Genomic DNA, 16,639 nt, shown 5'->3' on the forward strand with positions numbered 1-16,639 from the left:
GATTCTCGCTTTCCATTTTCCCAGTAAATGTGCTGCACTTTTTCAGGAAAAAGCGGGGTTAACTATGTCACCAGCACAAATTTATTGATATAATAAGCACAAGGACAGGTGATTTTCTTGAATATACAATTAATGACTGACAGCGGGGCAGATATTCCAAAACAGTTAATTGAAAAAGCCGATCTGCAAATTGTACCGCTTTATCTGCATTTTAAAGACAGCCAGTATAAGAGCGGAATTGACATAGATCTGCCGACGTTTTACCAAAAAATAAAAGACACAAATGAACTGCCGCGGTCTGCCGCCCCAAGCCCGCATGACTTTTATGAAGCGTATAAACAGATAGACAGGGAAAAACCAATTATCATGCTTAGTCTAACAAAAGGGTTAAGCAGCACCTATGAAAATGCTATTGCCGGAAAGAATTTGCTGCTTGAAGAGGAACCGGATCGTGTCATTGAAGTACTCAATACAAAAACCGCCTCATGTGGCATCGCTCTACTTGTCGATGAAGCAAATAAAAAAATATCCGAAGAAGAAACATTTGAAAATATCGTTGCCCATCTATCTCAAAAGATAGAAAAGACAGCAACATTATTCGTGTTAAAGACATTGGAGAATTTGATTATGGGTGGACGCTTGGACAAAGTAAAGGGTACGATTGCCAAGACCTTGAATATCAAATTGCTAATGAAAGCAAGCGAAGAAGGGACCATTGAAGTCACTGAAAAAGTACGTGGCGAAAAGAAATCTGTTCGCCGTTTTGTGGAACAAATTGGGGAGTATACGAAGAATGTAGAAGATAAAGTAATTGCGATGACACATTGCAATGACGAAGAAAGAGCAAAAAGCGTACTTGCTGAAATCAAAAAGAAATACCCATTTAAGGATAGCTTTATAACCGAAACAGGGCCATTGATTTCCACCTATGGCGGAAAAGGTGCCTTAGTTATTTCTTTCTTTAAAGATTAATTAATCATGTTTCGATATTGCAGCCGGAACGGGTATGTCGATCGCGTGAATAACAGTAGATGGCGGTTTCGTAACGGCTGCTCGGATAACTACTCATTATGTAAATAACGGTCGATAATTACACCGGCAAGGCTTTCTTGAGAGAAACATGACATAGAAATACGAACGGGATTATTTAGGGGAAATATCAAAAAAAAAGCGATTCATCTCCCTATTGAATTAGGAAGAAGTCTCGCTTGATTTCCTTGATTGCATAACAGTTCTCATACTTCAACTGCGGGTTTTTCCAGGAATTTCAGCACCATTGTGTTTAGTGTGTCTTTATCATCACCCAGGCAAATAAGGTGCTTTGACCTTTCAAAGAAGACGACTTCCTTTTGCTCGGAAGTTATTTCCTTATCTAAATAATATGCTGTTTTATACGGCACCATTCCATCCTGTTGCCCTTGCGCAATGAGAACTGGTGTCTTTACTTCTTTTAAATATCGTCTTGTGAATTTCACCAATTTCATAAATTCTATATTAGCTTTAAAAGGGACATGTCCTGTTTTATTCTTATAATGAAGATATATTTTGTTGCTTTCAAGTTCTCCTTTTAAGCCATCCGCTAAAATCTCGCCCATATCCATGCCTATTTGCTTGAACGACAAATATTTACCGGCTGTGGCTAGCAGGACAAGCTTCTCCACCTTATACTGTGCAGCTAAATAAGCAGCAATCATTCCTCCCATGGAAAAACCAATCAAGTATATTTTGTCACATTTTTGAGTCAGTTTTTGCATGGCTTTTTCCGCCGCACTAATCCAGCTTTCGTGGGAGATATCTCTCAAATTCAGGTTTTTCCCATGGCCTGGAAGCGTTGGTACTTCTATTTCCCAATTTGTCCTGTCATCCAAAAATTGTGCCAGCGGAGATAATTCATGAGGGCCACCGGTATATCCATGGATCATTAAACAACCAATCATATTTCATTCTCCTCTGCAGCTCTTATCATACATTTACCCTTTCTTTGAAAAAATATTACTGTTGTCCCATTATGCACCCTTTTTTATTTACCATTTCTGGATATATAATCCCATACAAAAGGCAAAGCTGATGCAAATCCATCGCATCAGCTCCACACTTTATCTGAACCCTTTCAAAAACGTACCAAACTGTTTAAATATAGGAGAAACCTGATGATACGTATTGGCCATTTGTCCTACTGTACCTAACATTTTATCGATATCAACCTTGCCATCCTGATTTTGAAAATTACTCATAATGCTATTTACGGGTTTTATTGGCGGCTGCGGCTGCGAAGTGTAATTCCCTTGTGGTTGATGCATCATGCCCTGCCAATTCGGCTGAATTGGCTTTGCGAAATATTCATATGGTGTTTGATGGACTGGCTGCTCGTTATATGAAGTACTTTCGTAGAACGGCTGATGTGGAAATGGGTTCATTTCCTGACTGTCATGGTAATAAGGCTGCTCCTGTTGTGGAAGATAATAAGGACGATGGAACATGCTTACACACCTCTTTTGCACAGTATTATCTGTAATAAACTATGCATATTTTCATGAGCATGTGCTTCAGCTAGAAGTAATGATTCCAACCTAGTTCTCCTTCAACCAATGTTTGTTTTATTTTATTTTTTTGAACCCCTAAAATCGGAGTATTGTTGTTTCCGATGAATGTTGCCGGCGTTCCATAAACTCCTTCATTTTGCAGTTCTTTCATAAAGTCTTTATTTTTTGTCACATTTTTTATTTCATAATTTACATCCAATTTGTCTAACTCAAATAAAAGCTGATTGCATTTGCTGCTGTCTTCACTAATATACACAACAACTTTCTTCTCATTCATATCTGTATTCCTCCCTACTGGCTTCAAATCCGGACACTGATTATATACCCGATTATCGGTTACTTAAACTTATTTTCATTAAAAATATTACAAAAAGGTTGCTTGTATTTCATTTTTTTTACAAAAAGCTGTTTTCGTAAAATTTTTTGCTTTTATTGTTTGGAGTTGAAGGAAACTGCGGCGTAACTTTAAATGTTGTTTGAGTACCGATTAACGCTCCGGCAATACACTACGCTTTCCGCGGGTGGCTGGTGAGCCTCCTTGCCCCGACAAGGGGTATGCCGACGTTGCCCGCAAAGGGCGGTTTTAGTCGGCCTTCATTTGTCGCACTGCGGGGTCTCACCGAGGTCATTCCTCCCGCAGGAGTCTCCGTGTATTTCCTCCGCTGGAATTGGTTTACTACTATTACTAGTGCAATTGACCGAAGCAATTGTGCTCTCACTAGTACGGGTGAGCGTAGGGCGGTGACTCCTCGAAAATATAATGCAATTTTCTTCGTGCGATGTAATGCTGACGTAGCCTTCCTTGTCCTGCGGGAACAGCACGAGTCCGAAGACCCCGCAGAGCGGTCGAGTGGATGGAAGGCTAAAGTCGCGACGTCCTGTCGCAACGCCTTCATGACTAACATCCTGTTAGCCCGAGGCTGAGGCCGTGCCCGCGGAAAGCATCCGCCCGAAGCGATCCCGGACGGTAGGTGTTGCTTAGAGACTTAGGAAATAAAGAATAGTTACGTCACAGTTTATAGATATTCTGTCAATAACAACAAATCTTATCGATGGGACGAGCATTTACGCGCAGTTCCGAATTTTTTCAGTGGAGCGAGTAACTACTAGCCCCAATCTTTAAGAAAACAGCCTTACAAAAAGAAGCAAGCTCTTTATTCAGAGCTTGCTTCCGTATTCAGGACAGGCATACTGACTTACCTGCACATTTAGATAGACCAGAGACATCCCGTATCCGCATCATTATCATATCGCACATAAAAACAGGCTGCTATGATATCTATCACACTTGCAGAAATTTATCGTCCTTATTCATTTGTTTTTTGGCGAGCATGAAAACTAACGGAAATGTCAGTGTCAGCAAAGGGTATAACCCGCTGAAACCAACGAGGATAACACACAAAAAATGCATCCCTTCTTCAAGCTGGAAAAACTTTAATTTCTTCGCCAAAATTACCATGGACTTATTCATTTTCAAGAAAAAGCTATATAAAAACACACTAATAAATAATGCAATGTAAAGAAATACCCAGTAACTCGCGATCAAATACATTCCGATCACCGCTGGTATTAACAGGATAGCTCCCCCTGCAGCTGTCCAAGTAAAAAAACTTTTTCGATACCCTGATAAATCCCACGGCAACACCTCCAGCATATCTGCTCGGAAGCGGTCCATAAAAAAAGTGGACATCACCGAGCTGTAGGCATATATCACAATCGCCATCCCAATTGGCAGTGCGATTTCGTAAAGAAATGGCAACACAATCAGCATGAGGAATAGCACACCGATCAGCCGGAATAATAACTCATAGTTTTTAAACAGATAAACTTTCCACATCCGATGATGAATTGCCTTGTTTGTACGAAAGGGAACTTTACGTTTCGGCGAATTTTGATATATCCCGAACCTTTTCTGACGCTTCATTTTTGTGCTGGAGGCAAAACCGATTAGCTGCATATTCCATACATGGTAATCACTTATTTCCGTCACCCGGGACCAGTCAATTCCCTTAAATGTTCTTGGAATTAAATAAATCTGGGAAATAACGATCAATCCAGCTAAAACAATCCCAACAATCGGTGATGCCAATACAATGCCAAGTACATTTATGCCGATTACAGCAAGCAGCAGCCCTATTTTCACCCAAACACGCTGTTGAAACAACTTCCATTGCGGCACGGCCATGATGACATCGTAGGTAAGAAATAACGCAATGTAGGAAATTACAAGGGGGCTTGAAATAGGTGTTAAAATCACTACTATCCCTGCTCCGATACCATATACAAGTGTCTTTTTCACCACTCTCCCTGCCAAAGTGAGCAGCCAGACTTTTTCCCTGGCATATGGCAGCAAGCTTAATTGATATTCAGAACTGGAAAATTTAATCCCTGGTTGCCTGAAAGCTTTAAATACATACCTTATGGGCAGTGCTGTTAATATAATCCAAAAGCCAGTCTCTGCATTCCTTTCCAAAAACATAAAATAAGGGCGAAGTTCCTCTGTAATATCCCCAAAAATAAACATTGCAGCAAACATGTATCCAAAAAATAATAGGAGATAAATAGCTGTCGTTCTATCAATAACCAGCTCCAATGCCATTTTTCTAAGCTTACTTTTTTTATGAAAACGATTTTTGCTTAAAAACAGGAATGCTTTCCAGATTGATGGTTTTCGAATCATACCTCCGTTCTCCTCTGAATCGTTTCAAATTCACTGATCGGTCCTTGACTTTGAATTTTTCCATGTTGAAGCATGATAAATGAATCCGCTAAATCCCTAATTCTTTCCAGCTGGTGGGTGGTCAGCAATATACTTGTTCCATTCCTTACTTTTTGCTTAATGATTTCCTGCAAATAATCCATTGCATACACATCAAGCCCGATAAATGGCTCGTCAATTAATAAAATAGGTGTATCCGGAAGCAATGCGCATATGGTTTGTACTTTTTGCCGCATTCCTTTTGAAAGTGCTTCCGGGTACTCATGTAATTTGTCTTCCAGTTCAAAACCTGAAATATAGCGATCAATCCGCTCTGTTAATACTTTTTCAGAGAGCTCATAACTCATGCCGTATAGCTGAAAATGCTGCATGGCTGTCAGTTCTGTTAACAGAAGTGGTTCTTCCGGTAAATAGGATATCATTTGTTTAAAGGTTAAAAAGGAATCATCCTGGTCATCATTTTCATTCACTTTAATTTTTCCTGAAACTTTTTCCATCATGCCAAGGATTGTTTTAAACAACGTTGATTTTCCCGCACCATTGTGCCCGACCAGCGCAATAACAGAACCGGCTTCCAGATCAAAGGTAATGTCCTCCAGAAGCGTAGTATTTGATAATGTCGTTGTTACGTTTTTTACTTCCAGTGCTTTCATGTGTATCTCCCCTTGCTTGTTTCACTAATGTAGATACGTTTTTGTATGAAAGAAGGTTTCACTGTAAGACTCAAAAAAACAGCCCCCGTTCAAATGATTCAGGAGACTGTTTTCATGTTTTTTATCGTATTCACTATATTGGTATCTTCATTACTATAAATATATACATCCATCTTTCACCCTTATTAACTTTTAATTTAAGCCTTCCATATCCGTAAAATTGGACTTAAAAACAAAATATTGATCATTTTCCATTCAATCGAATCTGCCTTTTTATTATAATAGCAGTGTTTTTCATAGGTTTCTTTTTTAATTTTTTCTAATCGATCATGTGCAATGCATTTATAAATGTCTGTATGAAAATTCACGTTTACCTTCTCCCTTCATGTAAATAACACGACACAGGAAGGCTTCTGGTTTGGCATATTGACGGATAATTATACTTGAGTAGTGCGATAATTTTAGTTATTGGTAAATACGAATTCTTTCCCGTTTACTTTTACACAAACTTTTATGACCATCTGACTGCAATCACCTTTATGATTATTTGCACTTTCATCCGCCCCTTTCTCTACCAGAATTTTTTGCGACATATCTATTAATGCATGCTGAGAGCTTGGTCAACAAGAGAAAGAATGAGTATAGTTATTTTTTATTATGGTTTGGAATAATAATATGTACACCAGTATGCCTTCATATAACCTTTATCAAGCTTCGTTTTTGATAATACGATTTACTTCATATAAAATGACATTTACAACTTCTAAATAACAATAGCAGCTTATGAATACGTACCTTCATAAAGAAATGAGGTAAGAATAATGAAACTCGCAGGAATATCTGGAGCATTGGCCGGTGAAAAAACGTCTCTGGCTGTAAATGACGTTTTGGTCGAGGCGCAGCTTCTTGACTCTAGCATACAGACTGAATTAATTGACTTGAGGGACTATGAGGTAGAATTTTCTGTTGGCGCCCCATTAGTAGACTATAACGATGATACATGGAACGTGGTTAATAAAATAACGTCGGCTGATTTCCTTGTATTCGGCACACCCATTTACCAGGCATCCATTTCGGGAGCATTAAAAAACCTGCTGGATCACCTGCCTGAAAATGCATTCAAATATAAAGTGACAAGCATTGTAGCAACCGGTTGGTCTGACAAACATTTCCTGGTGCCGGAATATCAACTGAAGCCGGTGCTTTCCTATTTTAAGGGACTGATCCCAACTGGAAATGTCTTTATCCAGAATGACGCCTTTAATGAAGAAAGTGAGGAAATTATTGACCGCAATGTTGCCGAAAGGATTCAGAAATTAGCAGAAGAAATGATTTACCTCCAGAAAGCGATTAACAATAGATATAATAAGTCCAAATCAAAAGCGCAGTGAAATTATTGCCCACTGCGCCACTTTTGTTACATACTTTCTTTTGCATCATTATTAACACAACGCGTGTTATAAACGATTTTGCGTATGCTGTCCACAGATAAATTATACATGGTCTCAAGGTCTTCCAAACTCTTGCCTTGCTCATATAATTCATATATCGTTTCATTCCGCTTTTTAATTAATTGACGGGAGCCATTGACTTCTCCCCAGCCCGCCCGCTTATTTTTTGCTTTAGGAATATAAACCAGTTCACCCTGGATATACTTCTGCATTTCTTTCAGCAGACTAGGGGGAAGCACCTCTTTTGCATTTTTGTACTGCATGGATTTTGTCCTCCTCTTCCGAATATAGGCAGGTTAATATTTGATTTCTACTTATTTTATCCATCACTTCTTGTCTCCTTTCCTTTAAATTTTATTTCATTGAAAAATAGGTACACACAGTCTTTTATAAATAGAACAGCGTTCCTCTTTTACATACAAAACAGTATAATCGTTTTTCCTTATTATTTAAAGGTACTAATGTTCCGAATTTGCAAAGTTTAAAAATAGGACCGCGATGGCACGGCCCATTTGTGTACATTTCCGCTTAAGCGGAAATCACCTCAATTTTTGTGATCAATATAATCAGCCTCCTTTCTCCAGTGTCTATCGGTCCGACACCTTCATTAACTCATAGAATCAGGGCGTAAACAAGGGAAAGTTTGGTTATAATTATTTTCATCTTGGAAAATTAACTTTTTTCCATTTAGAAAACTTGGTTATCACCAAGACTTTAGGTGACAACCTTGGTTACACTTATACAATAAGAAAGTTTTTATACTTTCTTAACTGCCAAAAAAGATGCCACCCAGGTGACATCCTTTAATCATCTATATCAATCGAAATAACGAGTATTTCTCCAGTAAATGCATCAATTTCAATTTCTGCTTCGTGATTGCCACGTTCAATTTCTATTTCATAAATCAAACGGCCATCATCTTCATCAAGTTCCAAAGAGGTCACCGTACCATCAAACTCATTTAATGCAATACGTTGTGCTTCTTCAGTGTCAATGGTTGATCTTTCCTCACGATCTGATTCTTCTGTCTGCTCTTCTTTATTTTCTGCAGCTTCTTCCTCTTCTTGTTCATCTGCATGATCATCTGTTGAACTGTTCGTGTCTGTAGACTCGTCACCAGAACTCTCTTCCTGCTGGGACGCTGGCAGTTCTTCCTCATACATTTCAACAACTTCACCGGTATTCCCATCCATTCTCAACGTATATGCTTTTCCGTCATATTCCAGTTGAACTACATATACAGCAGACTGCACATCTTTTTCCAGGGTGATTTCCGTTATCTCTCCGGGATATTGGGTATTAACAATCTCTCGGATCGCTTCTTGAGACAAATCAGGATCACCATGAACCGCGTCAGATTGATAGATGCCTATTCCCAGTACGGCTACACCAATTATTACAGTCGTTATTATCCAAATTTTCTTCCTCATAGCTCTCCCCCCTGCTCATTTTATAAGATCCGAAAGATTTACTTCCGAAAACTTGCATTAGAAATCAACTGAATTAATCATCTATCTCTATTTCAAAAATCTCACCGGTGCGTGCATCAATGTCCATCTCGGCTTCTTTACCTTTATTTTTTATTTCCACTTCATAAATGAGGTGTCCATCATCTGTATCCAGTTCAATTTCTTTTAATCTGCCTGAAAATTCATTTAACGCAATTTCACTAATTTCTGCCACACTAAGAATGTCTTCGGGCAATTGTTTGCTGCCTGTACTGTTGGGCTTCAATTCCAAGTCCATTTTTAAAATTTCTCCGGTGTGAGCGTCAATATCCAGTTCTGCTTCTTCTCTGTTTTCATTTTTTATTTCGATTTCATATTCTAAGCGGCCGTCATCTTTATCCAGCTCTAGCTCTTTAATCACACCCGGAAACTCATTTAATGCAATTTCTTTCACTTGTTCAATCGATAAAATGTCATGATTGTCAGCTGACTGTTCATTGTTTTTCTCTGTTGCTTTTGAATTCTCTTCATTTCGTTCCTCGATTTGCACGGTATCTTTCTCATCATCTGTTTCATTTGGTTTAGCTGTGATTTCCTTTTCTCTTATTTCCAACACTTCGCCGGTGTCCCCGTCAAGCTGCATATCATATTCCTTGCTTTCGCCAGCGACCTCTACGCCATAGATCACTCTGTCTAATTCTTTTTCCAATTCAAGTTCTGTTATTTCACCCGGGTATTGAGCACCTACCAGCTCACGGATATCTCCTTCCGATAATTTCGGATCAACTTGTGAAGCATCCGATTGATATATTCCTATACCAAGAACAAAAGCACCTACTATCACTGCAGCAATCATTCCAATTTTTTTATTCATTTCAATCTCCTCCTTGTTTGTTTCTATTTATATCATAGCCTTAGAGAATGAAAGAACACTGTGAGTAAAATTAGAATTTGATGAGAAATACATTAGTCCGCTTTAACCATCGGCAAAACAAGTGTAAATGAAGATCCTTTACCAATTTCACTGTTAACCTCCAACTCTCCGTTATGCATGGAGGCAATTGCCTTGGCGATAGCAAGTCCAAGCCCTGTACCTCCGGTTTCACGGCCTCTTGCTTTATCAAGCCGATAAAAACGATCAAAAATCCGCTGTTGTTCTTCTTTCGGGATACCTTGGCCGTAATCGGTTACGACAAGCTTCATCCATTCACCATGAGAGGTCAATGACACATCCACTTTATGCTCACTGTATTTCAATGCATTATCAATCAAAATATAAATGATCTGCTCTAATTGATCCGGATTACCATCAACCACAGCATATGCTGGTGTTTTTTGAAAGTTAATCTCTCTTTCATAAGCCCCCTGAAATGTTTTAATTGTTTCTTCACATAGAACCGTCATATCCACTTGCTTTGTTACGGCTTCATTTTTATTCTTGGCCAATGCGAGCAGCTGTTCCACCAATTTTTGCATACGATCGGCTTCTGAATCAATTGCTTCAATGGATTCTTCAACCAGTTCCGGATTTTCATGCCCTCTCCGCTTCAAAAGCTGTGAATAGCTTTTTACAATGGAGATGGGAGTTTTCAATTCATGGGAGGCATCTGATACGAAGACCTCTTGTTTTTCAAAATTCTCCCTTAAACGATCAATCATCTCATTAAATGTATTTTCCATCTCAGATAATTCATCATTGGACCTGCTTTCCACTTCTATCTTTTTCCATTTTGCCTGTTTTGTATTTTCTTTCATTGTATCAATCAGATCCGTAATAGGATTCAATAAAAATCTGCTTAACACATTTCCCGCCAATACGGTTGGGATAAGCATGATAATGGAAGCGACCACCAGCACATAAAACAAGGTAGTCATCGTATTGTCGAGCTCAATTAAATGATTGGAAACTTCTAATGTTACTACATCTCCATTACTCCATATAATCGGCTTCGTCACAACAGCAACATTGGCACCGTCTTCCGGTGTGATGATATGTTGATTTTCGGTAGTATTAAATTCTCCTTCGAATGTAGTGTAGGCATCCGGCCTCCAATGCCATCCCAGCGGCTCCCCCTCTTGCGGAAATACTCTCGCCATCCCATTGGTAGGCAAATATGCCACAATTAAATCGCTGGCAACTTCCGGATTTTCAACCAATTCTCTTGCCAATTCCTCTGCCATCGTGTCTGTCTGGGATTTCACTTGCTCCAATTCACTTTCTGCACTAATCTGATAGAACAGATAATATATGGATGTATTTACAAGTAAAATCAAAACAAGCATAAATAGACTGGTAAACAATTGAATTTTTGTACGCAGTTTCATTTTTTCTGTTCCTTTATCGTATATCCGACACCGCGAACAGTTTGAATATAAGCTCGTTCATAGTCTTTATCAATTTTTTGCCGTAAATATCGGATATAAACATCTACGACATTGGTGTCCCCGAAATAATCGAACCCCCATACCTCTTCAATCAACTGTTCTCTTGAAAGTACTATATTTTTATTTTTCAGCAAGTAGACAAGGAGATCAAACTCCCTCGGCGTTAGATCGATCGCACCGCCGTCAAGTGTCACTTCATGTGCATTTAAATCTACTTTTAGATCACCAACAAAGAGTACCTCCCCATTTGCCTGTTTTACTTTCGGAGCTCGCAAGTGAACTCTAATTCTGGCAAGCAGCTCTTCAATCTGGAAAGGCTTTGTAATGTAGTCATTTGCCCCAAGATCCAGTCCGCTCACCTTGTCATGCACCTCATCTCTTGCAGTTAGCAGAAGTATGGGCGTGGCGTCATCCGTCTTGCGAATTCTGCGTAATACCTCCAGTCCGCTTAATTCGGGAATCATGATATCGAGTAAAACAAGATCCCAATCTTTTTCTTCTATCAACCGGAGCGCATCCTTCCCGTTATCGGCAATTTCCGTTTGATAATTTTCATATTGCAACTCAAGTTGCAGTACCCGGCTTAATTTCTTTTCATCTTCTACTATTAAAATAGTCGGTTCCATCACAAATTACCACCTGCTTTTTGAATGGGACAGAGGGACAGGTACCTTGTCCTTTATTTTCAAAATAACATCAACTGGGACAGTTAACCTGTCCCCCTGTCCCTCATGACTTTTGCATAAACACAAGTGTCTCTTAATTCACTTCCGTCAATTTCCACAGCATCTTTATAATGAATGCCTTCCAGCGGAAATTCCAATCTTTCAGGAATGGCTCTTGATTTATTATTTTTGGCATCACAACGTATTTCCACGCGGTTTGCCTCTAATGTTTGAAATGCAAAATTCGTTACTCCCTGAACAGCTTCTGTGATATAACCCTTACCCGTTTGCCTTGAATCTATCCAGTATCCTATTTCGAATTTGGGAACCTCCCAATCTATCGCATGCAGCCCGGTACATCCAATAAATTCATTTGTCTCATAATGGAAAATATGCAGTCGCATGTCAGTGCGTTTCAAAAAGTCAGCATGTGCCTCTCTTACATTTGCTTCAGTTTGCTCTAAAGATTGGTCGTGCTGTGCAAATTCCAGCCAAAGCTTTAATTCATCTTTACTGGCCTGAATTGCTTCATACACAGCTTTCCCATCACCAGGGAGAGGCAATCGGATTAATAGCCTTTCTGTACGAAATTCATTTGGAAAATCTTTTAAAATAGCTTTTTTCATTTGCAGCACCTACTTCTTCACGTTTGATTATTAAACCATTATACTTAGAAACAAGACAATTGAAAAGATTATGGGAGGTTTTTTTATGTTGGCATTGGATCATTTGATTTTTGCAGTGAAAGACCCTGAAAAAGCAGCGATGGAATTTGCAGAAAAACATGACGTAAAAGTGGTGGAAGGCGGAAAGCATGAAAACTGGGGCACATACAATTATTTAGCCTACTTTAAAAACGACTGTTATATTGAGTGGATCGGAATGTTTGATGAAAAGCTAGCTGCAGCTTCGGACAATCCGCTTATTGTACAAACATATGGTACGTTGTCGAAGGGTCAGGAAGGGTTTATCCAGTTTGCATTTCGCACAGACAACATGGATGATTTTCTTGAACACTTCAAGATAGCTGAAGTAGATTACAATGGCCCGTTCACCGGAAGCAGACAGAGACCAGATGGCTCGAGACTGGAATGGCGGATGCTGTTTCCTCAATCAGAAAGAACGCTTCCATTTATTGTGGAGTGGGGAAAAACGAAAAATGTGCCACAGGATAAGGCACTTATTAACGATAAAAAAATAGAGGAAGTCTCACTGGATGCGACCAATAAAGCACTGTTTAAAGAAATATTCAAGCTTGAAGAAACTGAAGATGTCATTCAGTTGGAAAATAGTCGGTTGAAGTTTGAAGGTGATATAGAGCTTGACTTTACCTTTAAGTGAGAACTTAGGAAGGATTGAAGGTTTTTTTCCCCGTTTTCTGAATTAAATTAAATAAGGCTTTGTGATTATTTGTATCAAAGATTGATACGGATGATCTCGTTCACCACCATGGTGATCAGGATTGTTTTTGTAGTCATCTTGATAACTAGAAAAAAGTAATCCCTCTCCTGTGAATTGGACCGGAAAGAGGATTACTTTCCTATACGCCACCGCCGCTTCTATCCGGGGGTAGCTCTAGAGAACCTCGATGCTAACACATCGGGGTTTCTACTATTGTACGCCTTCTCCTTTTATTATATGCCAAATTTGACAATACTCAATTTCAGCTTTTTCCCTATCTACACTACCAATCGCCCCCATTTCAAACATTTATATATTTCATTTTGTCAATAGCCATTAGATTTGACATTCAAACACATATTTGAATATAATATAATCAAATAACCATTTGAATGTTAGGAGTGTGCTCATTGGCTAAAGACATATGTGAAATAACCTGTATACATGAAGACAAAGTACAACGTGTAAAACAGCAGCTTTCCGTGCAGCCAGTTTCAGAGGTCAGCACGTTATATAAATTACTCGCCGATAAAAACCGGCTGCAGGTTGCCTATGCACTATTAATGGAAGAAGAACTGTGCGTCTGTGATCTTGCTGCAATCATTGAAGCAACAACTGCTACTACCTCGCATCATTTAAGGCAGCTTTACAAAGCTGGTATAACGGACTTTCGCAAAGAAGGCAAGCTTGTTTATTATTCCCTGGCCGACGAACATATCCATCAAATCATTAAGCAGGCTTTTCATCATATGAAGGAGTATCCTGTCCATGTCTAATGAACAGCAAACATACCGAGTGCAGGGCATTTCCTGTACCACCTGTGCACAAACATTTAAAAATAATATAAAGCGGATTGATGGCGTGAAAGATGCCGAGGTGAACTTTGGCGCATCAAAAGTTGTGATTAATGGGAATGCTTCGGTCGCGGACATAGAAAAAGCCGGGTCCTTTGAAGGAATCAAAGTTGTGGATGATCCAAATGAAAAAAAGGAGGAACCTTTCTGGGTTCGTAACCACCGGCTCTTTATAGCAGCACTCCTCATTATTGCAGGGTTTTCAGCTTCCCTGTTTTTCGATGCGGCTGATTTAGTTACAACGCTTTTACTGGCATTTGCTATTCTTATTGGCGGACTTACGCTATTCCGTGCAGGACTAAGAAATCTCGTCCGTCTCCAGTTTGATATGAATACATTAATGACGATCGCTGTTATCGGCGCGACGATCATCGGCGAGTGGATGGAAGCAGCCATCGTTGTCATTCTGTTTGCGATCAGTGAAACATTGGAATCCTATTCCATGGATAAAGCCCGCTCCTCGATTAAGCAGCTAATGGGAATCGCTCCTAAAACTGCAACGATTATGAGGGGTGGCACAGAACAGACTGTCTCTATTGATGAAATTAAAATCGGTGACATCATGCTTGTAAAACCCGGGGAAAAGCTTGCTATGGACGGGATCATTCAGAAAGGTTTCTCTAACATCAATCAGGCACCAATTACTGGGGAATCCATCCCTGTCGAAAAGCAGCTGCATGATGAAGTGTACGCTGGCACGATTAATCATGACGGCTTTTTGGAAATCAAAGTAACAAAAAGGGCAGAGGATACAACCATCGCAAAGATCATTCATTTAGTAGAGGATGCCCAGGCAGAACGTGCCCCATCCCAGACATTCATTGACCGTTTTGCTGCTTATTATACGCCGCTGATCATTGTTATTGCGGCAGTTGTAGCCATCGTACCACCGCTTTTTGGCGGGGTTTGGATGGATTGGATTTACCAGGGACTTGCTGTATTAGTTGTCGGCTGTCCATGTGCACTGGTAGTTTCTACCCCAGTTGCTATTGTAACTGCGATTGGCAATGCTGCAAAAAATGGTGTACTTATTAAAGGTGGCCTCTATCTTGAACAAATCGGTTCTCTTAAATCGATCGCATTTGATAAAACCGGTACATTGACGAAAGGAACTCCAGTTGTTACTGATACTGCATATTTCACGGAGGATCGAAATAAGGCATTGAGCTATTTAGCTGCGCTGGAAAACAAATCACAACATCCATTGGCGGCCTCTATCTTGGATTATGCAAAAGCACAAAGTACAGATTTTACATCTGTGGAAGTAGATGATTTTACAACCATTCCAGGTAGAGGTATTAAAGGACAAATAAATGGGGAGGAACTTTTTGCCGGTTCTCCAAAACTTTTTTCAGAAATGGAAAATGTAAACAGTGAGGTACAGGCATCAATTGCTGATTATCAGGATGCAGGAAAAACAATGATGCTTTGCGGTACAAATGAAGAAATTTTGCTTGCTGTTGCACTAAGGGATGAACCGAGAACGGAAAGTCCATCGGTAATCACCAAACTGCATGACTTAGGCATCAAGCATTCGTTCATGCTTACAGGGGATCACCCAAAAACAGCAGAAGCATTAAGTGGAGAGCTCGGTATTACCGATACAAAAGCAGGGCTTCTTCCGGAAGATAAATTAAACTTTATTAAAAAATATGATAAGGAATATGGAAATATAGCCATGGTCGGTGACGGTATTAATGATACCCCGGCACTGGCGGCCTCCACTGTAGGGATTGCAATGGGAACAGCCGGGACGGACAGTGCGCTGGAAACAGCAGATGTAGCACTGATGGGGGATGATTTGAAGAAACTCCCTTATACAGTCAAGCTAAGCAGAAAGGCACTTACGATTATAAAGCAAAATATCGCTTTTTCCATCGGCATTAAAATTCTCGCTCTGCTGCTTGTCATTCCAGGTTGGCTAACCCTCTGGATTGCCATATTTGCAGATATGGGAGCAACGCTGCTTGTGACATTAAATGCGTTAAGACTGCTGAGGGTAAATGGTGGAGAGGGAAAAAAAGCTGGGGTACAGCAATCAATTCCTTTTCAGCCTAAAAGCCTATAATACTCATCCATTTCCTAAAAATCTGCTGAAATAAAAAACGACTTCCTGCGAAGTCGTTTTTTATTATGTTCCTGTTTCCTGCAGCTCTCCTTTGAAATAAGCTTTTGATTTTGCTCTTTTTTGCTACAATAAAAAATATAAAAATGAGGACTTAACACTTATTACTGGGGTAACGGAGCGGCTTCAGGATGATATATTAAACCACAATTTGGACGGCGCTTTCGTCTCAGAGATCAGCCATCATCCGGAACTCATTTCCCATGAGATTTTTCAAGAGGAACTTGTTTTGATATCGGATAATACGAAAACATCCATAGATCAATTAATGAATATTCCCACCACTTAATTTTCTATTCAAAAATTTGAAGTGGGGGTTTCTAACGTATCGACACATTCCCGCTTAACGTCAGTGGAGCTGTCACATTGGTGAACTATTTACACCCAGCCCCTCT

General features: G+C 39.6%; 17 protein-coding genes and 1 pseudogene. 6 read left to right on the plus strand and 12 right to left on the minus strand.

The features are described 5' to 3' along the window. Positions 1 to 117 precede the first annotated feature (117 nt). Positions 118 to 972: a DegV family protein gene (locus tag ACDX78_RS20930; protein WP_486030449.1), complete on the plus strand. Its 855-nt coding sequence runs from the start codon at positions 118 to 120 to the stop codon at positions 970 to 972. A 263-nt stretch (positions 973 to 1,235) separates the two neighbouring features. On the opposite strand, the gene ACDX78_RS20935 is transcribed toward ACDX78_RS20930, so the two are convergent. The 6 genes from ACDX78_RS20935 to ACDX78_RS20960 all read right to left on the minus strand — a co-directional run bounded on the left by ACDX78_RS20935 (position 1,236) and on the right by ACDX78_RS20960 (position 6,283). Beyond that, the gene (locus ACDX78_RS20935) at positions 1,236 to 1,937 is read right to left on the minus strand and encodes an alpha/beta hydrolase (protein ID WP_486030451.1); all 702 of its coding nucleotides are present in this window, start codon (positions 1,935 to 1,937) and stop codon (positions 1,236 to 1,238) included. Positions 1,938 to 2,096: 159 nt separating this feature from the next. Beyond that, entirely contained in the window at positions 2,097 to 2,480 is a 384-nt protein-coding gene (locus tag ACDX78_RS20940; protein WP_486030453.1) for a YppG family protein, read from the minus strand. Positions 2,481 to 2,550: 70 nt separating this feature from the next. Then, on the minus strand, positions 2,551 to 2,820 hold the full coding sequence (locus tag ACDX78_RS20945) for a glutaredoxin family protein (RefSeq protein ID WP_486030455.1): 270 nt from the start codon (positions 2,818 to 2,820) through the stop codon (positions 2,551 to 2,553). Positions 2,821 to 3,825: 1,005 nt separating this feature from the next. Next, complete coding sequence (locus ACDX78_RS20950; protein ID WP_486030457.1) at positions 3,826 to 5,223, minus strand: hypothetical protein; 1,398 nt, start codon at positions 5,221 to 5,223, stop codon at positions 3,826 to 3,828. Continuing rightward, a complete protein-coding gene (locus ACDX78_RS20955) occupies positions 5,220 to 5,915 on the minus strand; it encodes an ABC transporter ATP-binding protein (protein WP_486030458.1) in 696 nt (231 codons plus the stop codon). Before ACDX78_RS20955 ends, ACDX78_RS20950 begins: the two co-directional genes overlap by 4 nt. 197 nt (positions 5,916 to 6,112) lie before the next feature. Further along, the gene (locus ACDX78_RS20960; RefSeq protein ID WP_486030460.1) at positions 6,113 to 6,283 is read right to left on the minus strand and encodes a hypothetical protein; all 171 of its coding nucleotides are present in this window, start codon (positions 6,281 to 6,283) and stop codon (positions 6,113 to 6,115) included. Positions 6,284 to 6,736: 453 nt separating this feature from the next. Here ACDX78_RS20960 and ACDX78_RS20965 point away from each other — a divergent pair, with 453 nt between their 5' ends. Beyond that, positions 6,737 to 7,306 (plus strand): NADPH-dependent FMN reductase, encoded by a 570-nt coding sequence (locus ACDX78_RS20965; RefSeq protein WP_486030462.1) that lies wholly within the window; start codon positions 6,737 to 6,739, stop codon positions 7,304 to 7,306. 26 nt (positions 7,307 to 7,332) lie between these two features. Here ACDX78_RS20965 and ACDX78_RS20970 read toward each other — a convergent pair whose 3' ends face one another. From ACDX78_RS20970 to ACDX78_RS20995, 6 genes are all read right to left on the minus strand, one after another. Beyond that, positions 7,333 to 7,629 carry a CD3324 family protein gene (locus ACDX78_RS20970; protein WP_486030463.1) on the minus strand — a complete coding sequence of 99 codons (297 nt, stop codon included), beginning with the start codon at positions 7,627 to 7,629 and terminating at the stop codon, positions 7,333 to 7,335. Between the two features lie 540 nt (positions 7,630 to 8,169). Further along, positions 8,170 to 8,796, minus strand: a complete 627-nt coding sequence (locus ACDX78_RS20975; RefSeq protein ID WP_486030465.1) for a PepSY domain-containing protein — start codon at positions 8,794 to 8,796, stop codon at positions 8,170 to 8,172. A 73-nt stretch (positions 8,797 to 8,869) separates the two neighbouring features. After that, entirely contained in the window at positions 8,870 to 9,688 is an 819-nt protein-coding gene (locus ACDX78_RS20980; protein WP_486030467.1) for a PepSY domain-containing protein, read from the minus strand. Between the two features lie 92 nt (positions 9,689 to 9,780). Next, positions 9,781 to 11,139: a sensor histidine kinase gene (locus tag ACDX78_RS20985; RefSeq protein ID WP_486030469.1), complete on the minus strand. Its 1,359-nt coding sequence runs from the start codon at positions 11,137 to 11,139 to the stop codon at positions 9,781 to 9,783. Continuing rightward, positions 11,136 to 11,825 (minus strand): response regulator transcription factor, encoded by a 690-nt coding sequence (locus tag ACDX78_RS20990; protein WP_486030471.1) that lies wholly within the window; start codon positions 11,823 to 11,825, stop codon positions 11,136 to 11,138. Before ACDX78_RS20990 ends, ACDX78_RS20985 begins: the two co-directional genes overlap by 4 nt. An 83-nt stretch (positions 11,826 to 11,908) precedes the next feature. After that, entirely contained in the window at positions 11,909 to 12,490 is a 582-nt protein-coding gene (locus ACDX78_RS20995) for a GNAT family N-acetyltransferase (protein WP_486030473.1), read from the minus strand. An 85-nt stretch (positions 12,491 to 12,575) separates the two neighbouring features. Between ACDX78_RS20995 and ACDX78_RS21000 the strand changes: the two genes are divergently transcribed. The 4 genes and pseudogenes from ACDX78_RS21000 to ACDX78_RS21015 form a co-directional block, all read left to right on the plus strand. Then, entirely contained in the window at positions 12,576 to 13,205 is a 630-nt protein-coding gene (locus ACDX78_RS21000) for a VOC family protein (RefSeq protein ID WP_486030474.1), read from the plus strand. A gap of 470 nt (positions 13,206 to 13,675) precedes the next feature. After that, a complete protein-coding gene (locus ACDX78_RS21005; protein ID WP_486030475.1) occupies positions 13,676 to 14,041 on the plus strand; it encodes an ArsR/SmtB family transcription factor in 366 nt (121 codons plus the stop codon). Beyond that, complete coding sequence (locus tag ACDX78_RS21010) at positions 14,034 to 16,187, plus strand: heavy metal translocating P-type ATPase (protein ID WP_486030477.1); 2,154 nt, start codon at positions 14,034 to 14,036, stop codon at positions 16,185 to 16,187. Before ACDX78_RS21005 ends, ACDX78_RS21010 begins: the two co-directional genes overlap by 8 nt. A 136-nt stretch (positions 16,188 to 16,323) precedes the next feature. Continuing rightward, positions 16,324 to 16,533: pseudogene (locus ACDX78_RS21015) on the plus strand (LysR substrate-binding domain-containing protein); the annotation flags it as partial. Positions 16,534 to 16,639 lie beyond the last annotated feature (106 nt).

The sequence above is a fragment of the Virgibacillus oceani genome (genome assembly GCF_041521345.1).
In the GTDB taxonomy this organism is placed as follows: Bacteria; Bacillota; Bacilli; order Bacillales; family Amphibacillaceae; genus Virgibacillus_N; species Virgibacillus_N oceani_A.

Coding starts and splice junctions, on each gene's coding strand:
- ACDX78_RS20935 (WP_486030451.1), bottom strand. CDS start 1,937: ATGATTGGTTGTTTAATGATCCATGGATATACCGGTGGCCCTCATGAA.
- ACDX78_RS20940 (WP_486030453.1), bottom strand. CDS start 2,480: ATGTTCCATCGTCCTTATTATCTTCCACAACAGGAGCAGCCTTATTAC.
- ACDX78_RS20945 (WP_486030455.1), bottom strand. CDS start 2,820: ATGAATGAGAAGAAAGTTGTTGTGTATATTAGTGAAGACAGCAGCAAA.
- ACDX78_RS20950 (WP_486030457.1), bottom strand. CDS start 5,223: ATGATTCGAAAACCATCAATCTGGAAAGCATTCCTGTTTTTAAGCAAA.
- ACDX78_RS20955 (WP_486030458.1), bottom strand. CDS start 5,915: ATGAAAGCACTGGAAGTAAAAAACGTAACAACGACATTATCAAATACT.
- ACDX78_RS20965 (WP_486030462.1), top strand. CDS start 6,737: ATGAAACTCGCAGGAATATCTGGAGCATTGGCCGGTGAAAAAACGTCT.
- ACDX78_RS20970 (WP_486030463.1), bottom strand. CDS start 7,629: ATGCAGTACAAAAATGCAAAAGAGGTGCTTCCCCCTAGTCTGCTGAAA.
- ACDX78_RS20975 (WP_486030465.1), bottom strand. CDS start 8,796: ATGAGGAAGAAAATTTGGATAATAACGACTGTAATAATTGGTGTAGCC.
- ACDX78_RS20980 (WP_486030467.1), bottom strand. CDS start 9,688: ATGAATAAAAAAATTGGAATGATTGCTGCAGTGATAGTAGGTGCTTTT.
- ACDX78_RS20985 (WP_486030469.1), bottom strand. CDS start 11,139: ATGAAACTGCGTACAAAAATTCAATTGTTTACCAGTCTATTTATGCTT.
- ACDX78_RS20990 (WP_486030471.1), bottom strand. CDS start 11,825: ATGGAACCGACTATTTTAATAGTAGAAGATGAAAAGAAATTAAGCCGG.
- ACDX78_RS20995 (WP_486030473.1), bottom strand. CDS start 12,490: ATGAAAAAAGCTATTTTAAAAGATTTTCCAAATGAATTTCGTACAGAA.
- ACDX78_RS21000 (WP_486030474.1), top strand. CDS start 12,576: ATGTTGGCATTGGATCATTTGATTTTTGCAGTGAAAGACCCTGAAAAA.
- ACDX78_RS21010 (WP_486030477.1), top strand. CDS start 14,034: ATGTCTAATGAACAGCAAACATACCGAGTGCAGGGCATTTCCTGTACC.